This is a genomic window from Frigoribacterium sp. CFBP 8766 (assembly GCF_014841435.1).
Classification (GTDB): Bacteria; Actinomycetota; Actinomycetes; order Actinomycetales; family Microbacteriaceae; genus Frigoribacterium.
In genome coordinates this window covers 191340-203791 of record NZ_JACYTX010000001.1, presented here as the reverse complement: position 1 = coordinate 203791, position 12452 = coordinate 191340, and the positions used below count along the sequence as shown (strand labels likewise).

At 74.5% G+C, this 12452-nt stretch carries 15 protein-coding genes; 7 read left to right on the top strand and 8 right to left on the bottom strand.

Features of this window, described 5'->3' with window-relative positions; genetic code table 11:
• Positions 1–141: 141 nt before the first annotated feature.
• Complete coding sequence (locus IFT90_RS01020; protein WP_192040621.1) at positions 142–447, bottom strand: DUF1653 domain-containing protein; 306 nt, start codon at positions 445–447, stop codon at positions 142–144.
• A 56-nt stretch (positions 448–503) separates the two neighbouring features.
• Between IFT90_RS01020 and IFT90_RS01015 the strand changes: the two genes are divergently transcribed.
• Entirely contained in the window at positions 504–1175 is a 672-nt protein-coding gene (locus IFT90_RS01015; protein WP_192040620.1) for a hypothetical protein, read from the top strand.
• 185 nt (positions 1176–1360) lie between these two features.
• Here IFT90_RS01015 and hxlA read toward each other — a convergent pair whose 3' ends face one another.
• Positions 1361–1984 carry a 3-hexulose-6-phosphate synthase gene (hxlA, locus tag IFT90_RS01010; protein WP_123547560.1) on the bottom strand — a complete coding sequence of 208 codons (624 nt, stop codon included), beginning with the start codon at positions 1982–1984 and terminating at the stop codon, positions 1361–1363.
• Positions 1985–2033: 49 nt separating this feature from the next.
• Positions 2034–2642, bottom strand: coding sequence for a 6-phospho-3-hexuloisomerase (gene hxlB, locus IFT90_RS01005; RefSeq protein ID WP_192040619.1), 609 nt, complete (start codon positions 2640–2642; stop codon positions 2034–2036).
• Positions 2643–2752: 110 nt separating this feature from the next.
• Between hxlB and IFT90_RS01000 the strand changes: the two genes are divergently transcribed.
• The 3 genes from IFT90_RS01000 to IFT90_RS00990 all read left to right on the top strand — a co-directional run bounded on the left by IFT90_RS01000 (position 2753) and on the right by IFT90_RS00990 (position 5585).
• Positions 2753–3658, top strand: a complete 906-nt coding sequence (locus IFT90_RS01000; protein WP_371812038.1) for a LuxR C-terminal-related transcriptional regulator — start codon at positions 2753–2755, stop codon at positions 3656–3658.
• A 129-nt stretch (positions 3659–3787) separates the two neighbouring features.
• Positions 3788–4333, top strand: coding sequence for an RNA polymerase sigma factor (locus IFT90_RS00995; RefSeq protein ID WP_244644727.1), 546 nt, complete (start codon positions 3788–3790; stop codon positions 4331–4333).
• Positions 4323–5585, top strand: a complete 1263-nt coding sequence (locus IFT90_RS00990) for a hypothetical protein (RefSeq protein ID WP_192040618.1) — start codon at positions 4323–4325, stop codon at positions 5583–5585. Before IFT90_RS00995 ends, IFT90_RS00990 begins: the two co-directional genes overlap by 11 nt.
• Positions 5586–5773: 188 nt before the next feature.
• On the opposite strand, the gene IFT90_RS00985 is transcribed toward IFT90_RS00990, so the two are convergent.
• Positions 5774–7177: a carboxylesterase family protein gene (locus tag IFT90_RS00985; protein ID WP_192040617.1), complete on the bottom strand. Its 1404-nt coding sequence runs from the start codon at positions 7175–7177 to the stop codon at positions 5774–5776.
• Positions 7174–8142: a LysR family transcriptional regulator ArgP gene (locus IFT90_RS00980; protein WP_199861620.1), complete on the bottom strand. Its 969-nt coding sequence runs from the start codon at positions 8140–8142 to the stop codon at positions 7174–7176. Before IFT90_RS00980 ends, IFT90_RS00985 begins: the two co-directional genes overlap by 4 nt.
• Positions 8143–8211: 69 nt before the next feature.
• Between IFT90_RS00980 and IFT90_RS00975 the strand changes: the two genes are divergently transcribed.
• Together IFT90_RS00975 and IFT90_RS00970 are read left to right on the top strand one after the other, a co-directional pair.
• The gene (locus IFT90_RS00975) at positions 8212–8844 is read left to right on the top strand and encodes a LysE/ArgO family amino acid transporter (protein WP_371812036.1); all 633 of its coding nucleotides are present in this window, start codon (positions 8212–8214) and stop codon (positions 8842–8844) included.
• Between the two features lie 135 nt (positions 8845–8979).
• Positions 8980–9237 (top strand): hypothetical protein, encoded by a 258-nt coding sequence (locus IFT90_RS00970; RefSeq protein ID WP_192040616.1) that lies wholly within the window; start codon positions 8980–8982, stop codon positions 9235–9237.
• A 195-nt stretch (positions 9238–9432) separates the two neighbouring features.
• Here the strand turns inward: IFT90_RS00970 and IFT90_RS00965 are convergent, their stop codons facing one another.
• The 3 genes from IFT90_RS00965 to IFT90_RS00955 all read right to left on the bottom strand — a co-directional run bounded on the left by IFT90_RS00965 (position 9433) and on the right by IFT90_RS00955 (position 10778).
• A complete protein-coding gene (locus tag IFT90_RS00965) occupies positions 9433–9690 on the bottom strand; it encodes a hypothetical protein (protein ID WP_192040615.1) in 258 nt (85 codons plus the stop codon).
• A gap of 130 nt (positions 9691–9820) precedes the next feature.
• A complete protein-coding gene (locus IFT90_RS00960; protein WP_192040614.1) occupies positions 9821–10411 on the bottom strand; it encodes a dienelactone hydrolase family protein in 591 nt (196 codons plus the stop codon).
• Between the two features lie 79 nt (positions 10412–10490).
• Positions 10491–10778, bottom strand: coding sequence for a hypothetical protein (locus IFT90_RS00955; RefSeq protein ID WP_192040613.1), 288 nt, complete (start codon positions 10776–10778; stop codon positions 10491–10493).
• A 337-nt stretch (positions 10779–11115) separates the two neighbouring features.
• Here IFT90_RS00955 and IFT90_RS00950 point away from each other — a divergent pair, with 337 nt between their 5' ends.
• Complete coding sequence (locus IFT90_RS00950; RefSeq protein WP_192040612.1) at positions 11116–12435, top strand: NAD(P)/FAD-dependent oxidoreductase; 1320 nt, start codon at positions 11116–11118, stop codon at positions 12433–12435.
• Positions 12436–12452 lie beyond the last annotated feature (17 nt).

The following is a 12452-nucleotide window of genomic DNA, read 5'->3' as shown; positions in this document are numbered from 1 at the left end:
CTCATTGTGGAGGACCCCCTGGGGGCGGGCAACGAGTCGCGGTCCCCCACTTCGGGGACTGACGGGACCCCGTTCCGGGGGACGCCGCCCGTCCGCACTCCGGCCGCCACAGGTGGGCGCGAGCGGCCCCGGCCGCGGCGGCTAGGGCTCCGTGCCCGGCTCCGGCTGCAGCTCCGGCTGCTCCGGCTGCGGCTCCTCGCGGACGAACCGGGGCCCGTCCCAGCCGTCGCGCGTGACGCGCTCGACGAACTGCGCCACGGGACGCACCCAGCGCGAGCGGTCGCCGTAGAGCGTGCGGTAGAAGACCAGCGCCTCCTCGGTGTCGACGTGCCGCCCGGTGCCGATCACCTCGTAGCGGCCGCCCTTGAAGTGGCGGTAGGTGCCGGGCGCAGGAGGCGCGGGCTCGGCGGAGCGGTCAGGGCCGGCGGCGGAGGGGGTCGCGGTCACCGCACCAGGCTAGGCCCGCGCTGGCCGGCGTCGGTCGTGCCCCCTACGATCGCGGCATGGCACTCCTCCACCAGGCCGAACTCGTCCCGTCGAAGCTCGAGGCCCTCGCGGCCTGGGCGCCGAGCCAGCCGTGGTTCGAGGGCGACCCCGGACCGCTCGAGAAGGTCGCGGCGTTCCGCCTCGACGACCCGGCCGGCGAGGTCGGCGTCGAGGTGCTGCTCGTCCGCGCCGGCGACGGCCCCGTGCTGCAGGTGCCGCTGACCTACCGGGGCGCCCCGCTCGAGGGCGCCGACGCCTTGCTGGTCGGCACGATGCAGCACTCGGTGCTCGGCGAGCGCTGGGTCTACGACGGGTGCGGCGACCCCGTCTTCGTCGCGGCGACCGTCGCGGCCGCGCTCACCGGCGACGGCCAGGCCGACGAGGTGCTGCAGAGGGCCGACGGCGAGCGCGTGCCGCACGAGCAGACGATGGTCGTCGTCGGCAGCGGCACGGCCGGCGCCGAGGTGCCGTCGACCTCGCTGCGGGGCACCCGCGTGGTCGACGGAGCGACCGTGGTCGACGCGGGCTCGTGCACCCTCGTGGTCGCGCGGACCCCCGACGGCGGCGGCTCGCCCGCCTCCCTCGCCGAGGCCGCAGGAGGCGTGCACGACGACACGACGCAGGTCCTGTCCGCGACGTGGCCGGGCCACGACGCCCCGACGACGCTCGCCGTCGTGCTGGTGCACTGACCACCCTCCTCATTCAGGAAGATGGCTCCTGCGTCGTGCACAGGGGGGACCAAGAGGCCTGGATCGTGCACGGATCAGGATCCGTCACGGCACCCTTCCTGAATCGAGTCATGTGCACGAACACGAGCAGGAGGCGCGGTGCAGGCCTTGCCTGCACCGCGCCTCCTGGGCGTACTCGCGGTGCGCTACTTGATCGCGGCGCGGATCTCGCGTGCGGCGTCCGCGACGTCGTCGGCACCGTAGATCGCGGCGCCCGCGACGGCGACCTGGGCGCCCGCGTCCTGCACCGAGCCGACCGTGGCGGCCTTGACGCCTCCGGCGACCGAGAACGGCACGCCCGACGCCTTGCCGGCCTCGAGCAGGGCCTCGAACGTGAAGCCGTCCTCGGCCTGCTCGTCGAGGCCCGCGTGCATCTCGACGAACTCGGCGCCGAGGGCGACGACCTCCTTGGCGCGGGCGGCCTTGTCGTGCACGCCGATCAGGTCGACGACGATGCCCTTCCCGTGCTCCTTCGCGGCCTTGACCGCACCGGCGATGGTGCTGTCGCCCGCGACGCCCAGCACGGTCACGAGGTCGGCGCCGGCCTTGAACGCCTCGCCGGCCTCGAGCTCGCCGGCGTCCATCGTCTTGAGGTCGGCGAACACGACCTTGTCGGGGTGCGCCTCCTTGATCGCGGTGATGGCGCGGAAGCCCTCCGCCTTGATCAGCGGCGTGCCGAGCTCGATGATGTCGACGCTGGGCGCGGCGGCGGCGGCGAGCTCGAGGGCTGCCTCGGTGGTCAGGGTGTCCATGGCGAACTGCAGCTTCATGTGGTGCTCCTTCTTTCGGGGTGGGACGTGTCGGACGAGCAGCCGGGGGCTACTCGAGGTTGGCGTGGCGGGGCCACATGTCGTCGGCGCTCTGGCCGGAGCGCTGCCACAGGGCGTGGAACAGCGCGTCGCCGACGAGCACGACGACCTGCTCGAAGAGGCCGCCGGCGTACTGCGCCGAGGCGGAGCCCGAGCGGTCGAGCTTCTCGGCGGCGGGCACGAGCACGACGGCGGTCGCGACCTCGGCCAGCGGCGAGTCCCCGGCGGTGGTCACGGCGGCGACCCGGGCACCGGCGTCGACGGCGGACTGCGCCGCGCTGACGATGCCGCTCGTCGTCCCCGACCCGCTCGCGGTCAGCAGCACGTCGCCCTCGCCGATCGCGGGGGACGTCACCTCGCCGACCACGTGCACGGTCAGGCCGAGGTGCATCAGCCGCATCGCGGTCATCCGCAGCGCGAGGCCGGACCGGCCCGCGCCGTGCACGAAGACGCGCCCGGCACCGGCCACGAGGTCGGCCACGGCGTCGAGGCCGTCGGGGTCGGTCTCGACGACCGCGCGCACGGCACGGTCCACCTCGGTGCGCACGAGCTCGAGCGCGTCGGCGGTCGAGGAGGCGGTGGCCGAGGAGGCGGGGGAGGTGCTGTCTGCGTCGGGCATGCCCCAAGCCTGCTCCCGTCCACCTCCGGGTGCGCTGCCCGTCGGGGCGGGCCGACCTGCCCGAACGGGTAGGCGGGGCCGTTCGGGTAGGGGCCGGGTAGGGTGGCGCCGTGCCCGACCTGCCGACGCCTCACCTCTCGGGCTCCGGCCTGCCGGCGTCCGGGCCTGCGTCGGCCCCGCCGAGCTCCGGCCCGCCCGCGCCCGACCTGCCGTCGGCCGCCAGCCGGGCCGCCGTCGCCCGGCACGCCCGCACGGTCTCGGAGCTGCTCGACCGGCACGCACTGACGCTGGAGTCGCTGCTCGCCACCCTCCGCTCCGGCCGGCTCGACGACCGTGCCGCCCGCACCGTCGCGATCGAGGTCGCGGCGGCCGCCGTCGTCGAGCTCCGCTCCGAGACGGACGGGCAGCGCGCCTTGCAGCTCGAGCCGGTCGTCGGGGCCTTCGCGCGCCTCCGGGACGACCTGCGCCCCCTCGTCCGTTTCGGCGAGCTCGACGTCCAGTTCGTCGAGCCGCCCGCGACCGGGCGTGCACTGCCGGGCGAGGTGGCCCACGCCGCCAGGACCATCGTGCGGAGCACCGTCCTCGCCCTCGTCGACGACGGCCGCGCCCGACGTGTGCGGATCCAGTGGGACTGCGACGGCCTCAACCTGCTGATGGCGGTGCGGGACGACGGGGCGGGCGAGCTCACCGCGCACGACGACTCGCTGCGGCCGGTCGCGGAGCGGGTCTCCGCCCTCGACGGCACCCTGTCCGTCTCGTCGACGCCCGGGTGGGGATCGGACCTCGCCGTCAGCCTCCCGCTCGACCCGCCGGCCGAGCCCGGGTCGCTCGACGAGGCGGTGTCGCTCAGCCCGCGCGAACGGGACGTGCTGCGGCTGGTCGCCTCCGGGGCCCGCAACCGGGCGATCGCCGAGTCGCTCGGCATCAGCGAGAACACCGTCAAGTTCCACGTCTCGAACCTGCTGCGCAAGGCCGGGGCCGCGACGCGGGCCGAGCTGACGGCGCTGGCTCGCTAGCTCCCCCGGGGCGCCGCTCCGCACCTCCTGAGTCCGCGCCTGCCGCCCTCGAGGCACGCGCCGGACTTTCTCGACGATTTCTGTCAGACCTCGGCGATCTGCGACATTCCTGTAGTGAGGGGGGCAGACATGGACATGACGACGGAGAACGACTCCGACCTCGTCCGACGCACGTCGGGCGGGGACGAGCGGGCGTTGTCGGAGATCTTCGACCGCTGGGCGCCGACGCTGACGCGCTACGCCTGGGCGCTCGCCGACAGCAAGATGGACGTGGAGGAGGTCGTGCAGGACACGCTCGTCACCCTCTGGCGCCGCTCGGCCGAGATCACCCTGCACGACGGGTCGCTGTTGCCGTGGCTGCTCGTCGCCTGCCGCAACCACGCGATGAACCTGAGGCGCAAGCGGCAGCGCACCGAGGCGGACGAGCTGCCCGCCGAGCTGATCGCCCCCGCCGACGACGACGCCCAGGAGGCGCGCGAGCGGCTCCGCTGGGTCCGTGCCGAGATCGAGGCGCTCAGCCCCGTCGACCAGCAGATCTGCGAGCTGTGCCTGATCGAGGGCCGCAGCTACGCCGAGGCCGCGAAGCTGCTCGGGCTGAGCGTCGGCGCACTGACACAACGGGTCTCCCGGACCCGGACACGACTGAGGAAGGCGGTGATCCGCGATGGACGTTGAGCCCCCCACCGGAGACGACCTGAACCGCATGCTCGTCTCGATGAAGCAGGACGTGCTGCGCCGCGCCGCCGCCGAGCCCCCTGCGCGACGGCGCCCCTGGGCCCGTCGCCACCTCGGCCTGACCCTCGGCCTCGTCGCCCTGCTCGGCGTCGGGGGCGCAGGAGGCGCGCTCGCGCTGGTGCTGCCCTCGCCGTTCCAGGCGTCGCCGGCCGCCACCCCCACGAGCACGCCGTCGGCCACGCCGACCTCACGGCCGACGCCCTCGGCCGCTCCGAGCCCGTCGGCCCCGCCCCCGCAGACCGTCCCCGCGCCCGCCACGGGAATCGACTGCGCGACCCTGGGCGACCGCGCGCAGGTGACCTCCCTGGTGCCGGCCGCCCAGCTCGTCACGGTGCAGCCGGGCTACTGGGGTTCGGGCGACGCCGCCTACCGGCAGGCGGGAGTCCTCGACTGCCGCTGGACCGCCGAGGGCGCGGAGCTCTCGGAGGACGTCGTCGAGATCCGGATCTCGCCCGCGGCGGACCGGGGCAGGGAGTGGATCTCGGGGCTGACGCAGTCCGGCCTGCCCGGCCTGCAGGTGGGCGACGTGTCGGCCGCCCGGTGCGAGGACGACTACGGCACGAGGTGCAACGCCTCGCTGGTGTCGGGTCCGTGGTGGATCGAGCTGTCGTTGGGCGCGACCGTCACCTCCGCCCCCGTGACGACGGAGACGGCGCGGGCCGCCGCCGGCAGCGTCGTCACGGTCACCGACGCGCTCACGCCGGGTGCGCCCTGGGCCGGTCAGGAGTCGTCGTGGGCAGGGACTTCCTGCGCTGCTCTGCCGTCGGGCCGCACCGTGGGCGAGCTCGCGGGCTCGCCCGACATGGGCGACGTCGTGGAGCAGGGATGGACGCCCGCGACGGGCATCCGCCAGACCCAGGCGTGGTCGACACGGTGCTCCTGGACGATCGCGTCGGCGGACGACACGCAGCCGGACGGGTACGTCAGCGGGGTGACCGTGGAGTTCGTGTCGGGGAGCGCGTGGGCCTACGGACGGGAGACCGTGCCGGGGACCCCCGTCGAGGTCGCGGGGGCCGACTCGGCCACCCTCGTCTGCTACTCCCACGAGGGAGCCTCCTGCTGGGTGGACCTGGTGTCGGACGGCACGTGGGTCCAGGTGCTGGCATACGTCGACCCCGAGGACTCGGGGCTGCTGATCCCGCTCAGCGAGGCGGTCCTCGCCGCCCAGGCCGCTGCCTCCGGACGGGGCTAGTCCGGGACGAGCAGCCCTGCGGGGCAGCCCCTGCGGGGGCACGGAGACCATCCGGCGCGGGGGCGCCGGACGGGCCGGTCGTCGGGGAGGGACGGCCGGCGAGAGGGGGGAAGACGCGGGAGCGTCGGGTCGAGCACGAGGGGCACCGACCCGCCGCTCCCGTTGTCGCGTGCGCGGTGCGGCAGCGCTCAGCCGCGGTCGAGCACCAGCGCCTGCGACGCCCCGGCGGCGGCGTCCGCCGCGACGGTCCCGGTCCGCGCGAAGTCGGCCCAGATCTGCCGGACCCGACGCCCGAGGCGGTCGACCTCCGCCCAGTCGGACTCGCCCAGCAGGGCCGACCTGCCCCACGCCTCCTTCGTCCCCAGCAGCAGCGGCAGGTCGGTGATGTGGGCGGCTCCGTAGCGGCTGCCGCGCGGAGCCCAGCTCAGCTCGTACCGCACGGCACGACCGCCGGACGCGCGGTGCCGGTCGACGAAGCGGCGCGCGTCGCGTCCGTACACGGCCCCCGTCGTCGCCCGGACGAGCACGCGGCGTACGAGCCCGCCGACGACGGGCAGGCTCGTCAGCACGTCGAGCGGCCGGACGAGGGGCACGTAGAGCCCGGTCTCCTCCGTCGTCGCCCCCATCAGCAGGTCGACGTGCGGGGCGACGTCACGCCAGGCCGCGTCACGGTCCTCCTCGGCGGGCAGGGGGGCGCGGCCGTACTGCGGGCCGAACGGCATGCCGCCGCGCAGCCCGAAGCGCAGGGCCGCGCGCTCGGCGGGGGGCTGCCCCGCGAGCAGCTCCTCGACGGTGGCGTCGGGGTCGGGGGCGCCGACGACCCGCAGCATCGCCCGCGACATCGCGGACCGGCCGCGACCGAGCCCCAGCGGGGCGCTCTGCACGATCGCCCGGCGGAACAGCCCGCGCGCCCCGTCGCTGATCATGAGGTGGGCGATCGAGTCGCCGCCCGACGACTGCCCGAACAACGTCACGGTGTCGGGGTCGCCGCCGAACGCGTCGATCGTGTCGTGCACCCAGCGCACCGCCTCGAGCTGGTCGAGCAGCCCGAGGTTCGACGGCACCCGGTCGCCGTCGCCGAGGAACCCGAGGACGCCGAGCCGGTAGGTCACCGCGACCACGACGACGCGCTGCTCGACGACGAGCGAGCGCGGGTCGTAGACGCCGAGGTCGCCTGCGCCGTTGACGTAGGCACCGCCGTGGATCCACACCATGACGGGGAGCCGCTCCCCCGGGGCGAGGTCGGCGGGCAAGGTGATCGACAACGCCTGGCAGTGCTCGGAGTCGACCATGCCGCGGGCCGCGTCGTCGAAGAGCACCTGCATCGCGGGCGACGCCAGCTGGGGCGAGGCAGGCGCGCGCTCGAAGGCGAGGAACGGCACCGGCTGGCCGTCGTCGCCGACCGCTGGAGGCGCTGGCCGGGGAGCCTCGAAGCGCTCGGCCACCGCGTACGGCACGCCCAGCACGCGCACCACGTCGCCGTCGACGCGCCCGACGACGGTGCCGACCCGCGTCTCGAAGGTGCGGGTCTCCGCGGTGGGGGTCTCCGCGGCGGGGGTCTCGGGGGTGCGGGTCTCGGGTGCGCTGCTCACCGGCTCACGCTACGCGCGCCTCCTGTGCTCGAGGGCGCCCCGCACGCCGGCAGCAGCACCTCCGCCGCCGAGCGCCGCACCGACTCCGTCAGCGTGTCGAGCAGCCGCGACGACAGGGCCCAGCGCTGCCAGTACAGGGCGAGGTCGACGTGCTCGCCGGGCGCGAGCTCGACCAGCGACCCGTCGGCGAGCAGGTCGAGGCACTGCGCCTCGGGCAGCAGCCCCCAGCCGAGGCCGAGCCGGGCGGCGCGGGCGAAGTCGGCCGACGACGGGACGAACGTCCGCGGCGGCCGCGGGTCGTAGCCGAGCGAGGCCCGGAGGAACCCCCGCTGCAGCTGGTCCGACCGGTCGAAGTCGAGCATCGGCGCGGCGTCGACGCGGCCCATCGTCGGAACTCCCCCGAGCCACCGGTCGACGAAGCCGGGGCTCGCGACCGCGCGGTACCGCATCAGCCCGAGCGGCTCGGACGAGCAGCCCTGCAGCGGCTCCCGCGTCGACGTGACCGCGGCGAGCACCGTGCCCGAGCGCAGCAGCGAGGTCGTGTTCTCCTGGTCCTCGCGGTGCAGGTCGAACACGGCGCCCACCTCGGGCGGCAGGGCGGCGAGCGCCTCGAGGAACCAGGTCGCGAGCGAGTCCGCGTTGACCGCGACGGCGATCGACGTGCCGAGCCCGCCCGGCCCGCCGGCGCCTCCTGGACCGCCCGCGCCGGCGCCCAGCTCGACCGCGGCGTCGTCGGCGAGCAGCTGCACCTGCCGGGCGTAGCGCAGCACCACGTCGCCGGCCGCGGTCGTCACGACGGGCGTGGTGCGCTGCACGAGCACCTGTCCCGCGATGCGCTCGAGCTGCTTGATGCGCTGCGAGACGGCCGACTGCGTCATGTGCAGCCGCTGGGCCGCCGCCTCGAAGGTGCCCTCGTCGACGAGGGCGCGGAGGGTCACGAGGTGCTCCGAGGCGAAGGTGATCATCAGCAGAGCTTATGCAGCATCACGAACATGAGCTAGAGAGATGCGGTGACTGCTCCCTAGCGTCGGGGCGTGACCTTCTCCTCCCTCCTGCTGCCCGCCCTGTTCGGCATGGGCACCGGCCTCGCCCTCATCGTCGCGATCGGCGCCCAGAACGCGTACGTGCTCAAGGTCGGCCTGCAGGGCGTCAACCGGGTGATCCTCCCCGTCATCGCCGTCTGTGCGGCGAGCGACGCGGTCCTGATCATCGCCGGGGTGGCCGGCGTCGGAGCCCTGATCGCGGCAGCCCCGCAGGCCCTCATGGTGGTCCGGATCGTCGGGGCCGCGTTCCTGCTCGTCTACGCGGGGTTCGCCGCGAAGCGGGCCATCCGGCCGTCCGGTGCGCTGCAGGCCGAGGGAGGCGCGGTGCAGCCGAGCAGGAAGACCGCCGTCGTCACCGTGCTCGCCCTCACCTGGCTGAACCCCCACACCTACCTCGACACGATCGTGTTCCTCGGCTCGGTGGCGAACCAACAGCCGGGCGACCTCCGCTGGTGGTGGGCGGGCGGGGCCATCGCGGGCAGCTTCCTGTGGTTCGCGGTGCTGGGCCTCGGCTCGCGCCTCCTCAAGCCGTTCTTCGCGAAGCCGTCGTCGTGGCGCGTGCTCGACGGCCTGATCGCCGTGGTGATGACGGCGCTGGGGCTGCGGCTGCTGCTCGGGGCGTGACGCACGCCTCCTAGGTCGGGGCATTGTTTTGAACTATTCAAGAAAGCGCGCTAGGGTGGTGCTCACGCCGACGGAGACGAGCACCTCGCCCTCACCCGACCGGCGGCCCTCGTCTCCCTGAACGAGGAGGCCCCCATGGACCGCACCGCATCGACCACCCCCGCCCAGCCGTTCCCGCTCGGCGGCCGCTACGTCAGCACCACCCGCCGCGACGAGCCGATCGGCTCGTACGTCTCGACCGCGCACCGCGACACGGTCACCATCGGCGCGTACGTCTCGCCGTCGGTGCAGCGCACCTCGCTCGGCCGGTACGTCCGCGCCCAGCTCAGCGCGCTGAGCACCCGCACCTCGACGGTGCGCACGCACACCGGCTCGATCGTCCTCGGCCGCTAGGCCCTGGCAGCGGCTCCGAGCGCCGCCGGGCACGCCGGGTCGGCCCCCACGAGCTAACGGAGGGCGACCTGCGCCGCACGGTCCACGACGAACGACCCCGCCCGGACGACGGCACCGCACGCATGCGGTGACCTCGTCCCGGGCGGGGTCGTCGTGCGTCGCGCGGGCCTTCCCGCGCGACGGCCGACGCGGTCGCTAGACCGCGTCCGAGCCGGTCACGCCGGTGCCGCTCGTGCCGGTGCCGTCGGTCGGTGCGGGGCCGCCGCCCGCACGCGGGACGCTCTCCGTGCCGTCGTCCTCCGACGAGTCGTCGTCGGCGACCGCTCCCTCCGCGTCGCGGAAGGCGCCCTGCTGGCCGAGGGGCGAACGACCGTCGGCCTCGACGCCCGAGCCTGCGTCGAGGTCGGTCCCGGTCGTCGCCTCGTCGTCGTGCGCGTTCGTGCTGTCGCTCATGTCTGGCCTCTCGCTCGTGTCGTCCCGCAGGGTCGCCCTCGGTGTCGAGGTGCTGCGGCCACTCCACTCTGGCCCGGAGGCGCGGGCCGGGACCCAGGGAGGCGGACCTGGCCCCCGGGAGGCAGGCGGGCTAGTGCCGGGCGAGGAACGCCAGCGTGCGCTCCGTGAGCAGCGCGGCCGCCTCCGGCCGGTACGCCGCCAGCGACGAGTCGGCGAAGAGGTGCTCGCTGCCGGGGTAGGTGAACACCTCGGCGTCGGCCGTGGCGTCGTCGGCCCGCAGCTGGGCCACGAGCTCCCGGGCGGCGTCGAGGTCGCCCTCGTCGGCGAAGAAGGGGTCGTGCTCCATGCCGTGCACCTGCAGGGCGAGGCCGGACGGCCAGGTGCCGAACTCGGCGGCGGGCACGCAGGCGTGGAAGAAGAGCGCGCCGCGGGCACCGGGACGCGACTGCGCCAGGTGCTGCGCGGGCAGGACGCCCAGCGAGAAGCCGGCGTACACGACGTCGGCGTCGAAGTCGGCGGCCGAGCGGACCCCGCGGGCGGCGACCTCGCCGACGCCGAGGCCGTGCACGAACTCGAGGCCCTCGTCGATCGAGTCGAAGGTGCGGCCCTCGTACAGGTCGGGCGTGTGCACGACGTGGCCCGCGGCCCGCAGCGCGTCGGCGAAGGCGACGACCCCGCGGGTCAGGCCCTGGGCGTGGTGGAACAGGACGACCTCGGTCACGGCTGCGCGCCTCCTCGACTGCCGTCGGCCCGGTGCGCGACGGTCGTCACGACCCTAGCCCGAGCCCGGGAGCCCGCCGTCAGCGGTGGAGGCGGCGGCGACGACGTGCGGGACGGTCGGCGGAGAAGAGCGGGACGACGGGCGCGAGCGGCCGGTCGTCCGGGTCGGTCGCGTCCGACGACGACGCGTCCTCGGTCAGGTGGCTCGTCTCCGTGTCCGCGTCGTCGTCGATCACGAGCCCGGCGATCTCGGCGCCGAGGGGGACGAGGTCCTCGAGGGACGCCACCAGCCGGAGACGGTCGTCGCCCTCGCGGTCACGGCGGACGACGGGCGACGCGTCCCGACGCCACAGCACGTAGCCCTTCACGGGCGCTCGCCCTGCACGCAGCGGCCTCGACGGTGGTGTCCTGTCACGACGATTTGCCCCCTCGGCCGTCCGCTCGCGCGGGGCCCTCTGATCCGGTGACGACGACCCTACGCCGCCCGGCCGCGCTGCGGCCGCGTGCTGGGGCATGCTGGCCTCACCCCGGCCGCACCCAGGCCGCGCGCCGAGGCTCGACGACACCCGTTGCACAGCGTGCAGGACGGTGTCCGGAGGGCCCTCACAGGCGAGTAGCCTGACACGGGCGGAGGAACCAGCCGCCTGCAGATCGGGGTCACCGGCGACCTCCGCCACGAACCGAGCACCCCGCAGGAGCACCCTCATGTCCGACGACCGCACCTCCGACGCGCACGTCACCCGGCCCCACGTCGTCGTGGTCGGCGGCGGCTTCGCCGGCATCGCCACGATGCGCGCCCTCAAGGACGCCGACGTCGACATCACGCTGATCGACCGGCACGTCTACAACATGTTCCAGCCGCTCATGTACCAGGTCGCGACCGGCGGCCTCAACGCCGGCGACGTCACGTACTTCCTCCGCAGCCTGCGCTCGAAGCAGTCGAACGCCGACTTCCGGCACGGGCTCCTCACGACCGTCCGGGCCGACGAGCGCGTCATCACGCTCCGCGACGGCGAGGAGATCTCGTACGACGCGCTCGTCCTCGCGAACGGCGTCAACACGAGCTACTTCGGCACCAAGGGCGCCTACGAGTTCGCGTACTCGATGTACTCCCGCTCGCAGGCCCTCCGCATCCGCGACGAGCTCTTCACGCAGCTCGAGAACGCGGCGGCGTCGCAGGGCAGCGGCGAGGTGCGGGTCGTCATCGTCGGCGGCGGCGCGACCGGCGTCGAGATGGCCGGGGCGCTGGCCGAGCTGCGCGACCAGGCCCTCAAGGACGCCTACCCCGAGATCGACGCCTCGAGCATCACGATCACGCTGGTGCACCGCAGCGGCGAGCTCCTCAAGCCGTTCGCGCCGCGCCTCCGCCGCTACGCCGCCAAGGTGCTGCGCAAGCGCGGCGTCGACCTGCGGCTCGACACCGGCGTCGACGAGGTCACGCCCGACGGCGTGCACACCACGTCGGGCGAGTTCATCCCGGCCGAGCTCGTCGTCTGGGCGACCGGCGTCGCCGCGCACGCCGAGGTCGCCGCGTGGGGCGTCCCGCAGACCCACGGCGGCCGCATCCAGGTCAACGACGACCTCACGGTCAAGGGCCTCGACCGCATCTGGGCCGCCGGCGACATCGCGGCCACCGACGAGGCCCTCGCCCAGCTCGCCCAGCCGGCCATCCAGGGCGGCGAGCACATCGGCGAGCAGATCGAGCGCCTCCTCGCCGGCAAGCCGTCCACGCCCTTCAAGTACCACGACAAGGGCACGATGGCCACCGTCGGCACGAACGCGGCCGTGGTTCAGCTGCCGAACGGCTTCACGATGACCGGACCGGTCGCCTGGCTGCTCTGGGTCTTCGTGCACATCACGAGCCTGCTCGGCAACGGCAACCGCCTGTCGACGCTGACCCACTTCTTCGTCCGCTACATGTGGGCCCTGCGCAAGCGCGCCATCCCGATCGTCGGCGACGTGCGCCCGGTCCGCCCGAACGGCGACCGCGCCCCCGAGAAGTGGCAGACCGAGAAGGCCGAGTAGCCCGGCCGCTCCCGGAG

Coding starts and splice junctions, on each gene's coding strand:
- IFT90_RS01015 (WP_192040620.1), top strand. CDS start 504: ATGGCACTCCTCCACCAGGCCGAACTCGTCCCGTCGAAGCTCGAGGCC.
- hxlA (WP_123547560.1), bottom strand. CDS start 1,984: ATGAAGCTGCAGTTCGCCATGGACACCCTGACCACCGAGGCAGCCCTC.
- hxlB (WP_192040619.1), bottom strand. CDS start 2,642: ATGCCCGACGCAGACAGCACCTCCCCCGCCTCCTCGGCCACCGCCTCC.
- IFT90_RS00995 (WP_244644727.1), top strand. CDS start 3,788: ATGGACATGACGACGGAGAACGACTCCGACCTCGTCCGACGCACGTCG.
- IFT90_RS00990 (WP_192040618.1), top strand. CDS start 4,323: ATGGACGTTGAGCCCCCCACCGGAGACGACCTGAACCGCATGCTCGTC.
- IFT90_RS00980 (WP_199861620.1), bottom strand. CDS start 8,142: ATGATCACCTTCGCCTCGGAGCACCTCGTGACCCTCCGCGCCCTCGTC.
- IFT90_RS00970 (WP_192040616.1), top strand. CDS start 8,980: ATGGACCGCACCGCATCGACCACCCCCGCCCAGCCGTTCCCGCTCGGC.
- IFT90_RS00965 (WP_192040615.1), bottom strand. CDS start 9,690: ATGAGCGACAGCACGAACGCGCACGACGACGAGGCGACGACCGGGACC.
- IFT90_RS00950 (WP_192040612.1), top strand. CDS start 11,116: ATGTCCGACGACCGCACCTCCGACGCGCACGTCACCCGGCCCCACGTC.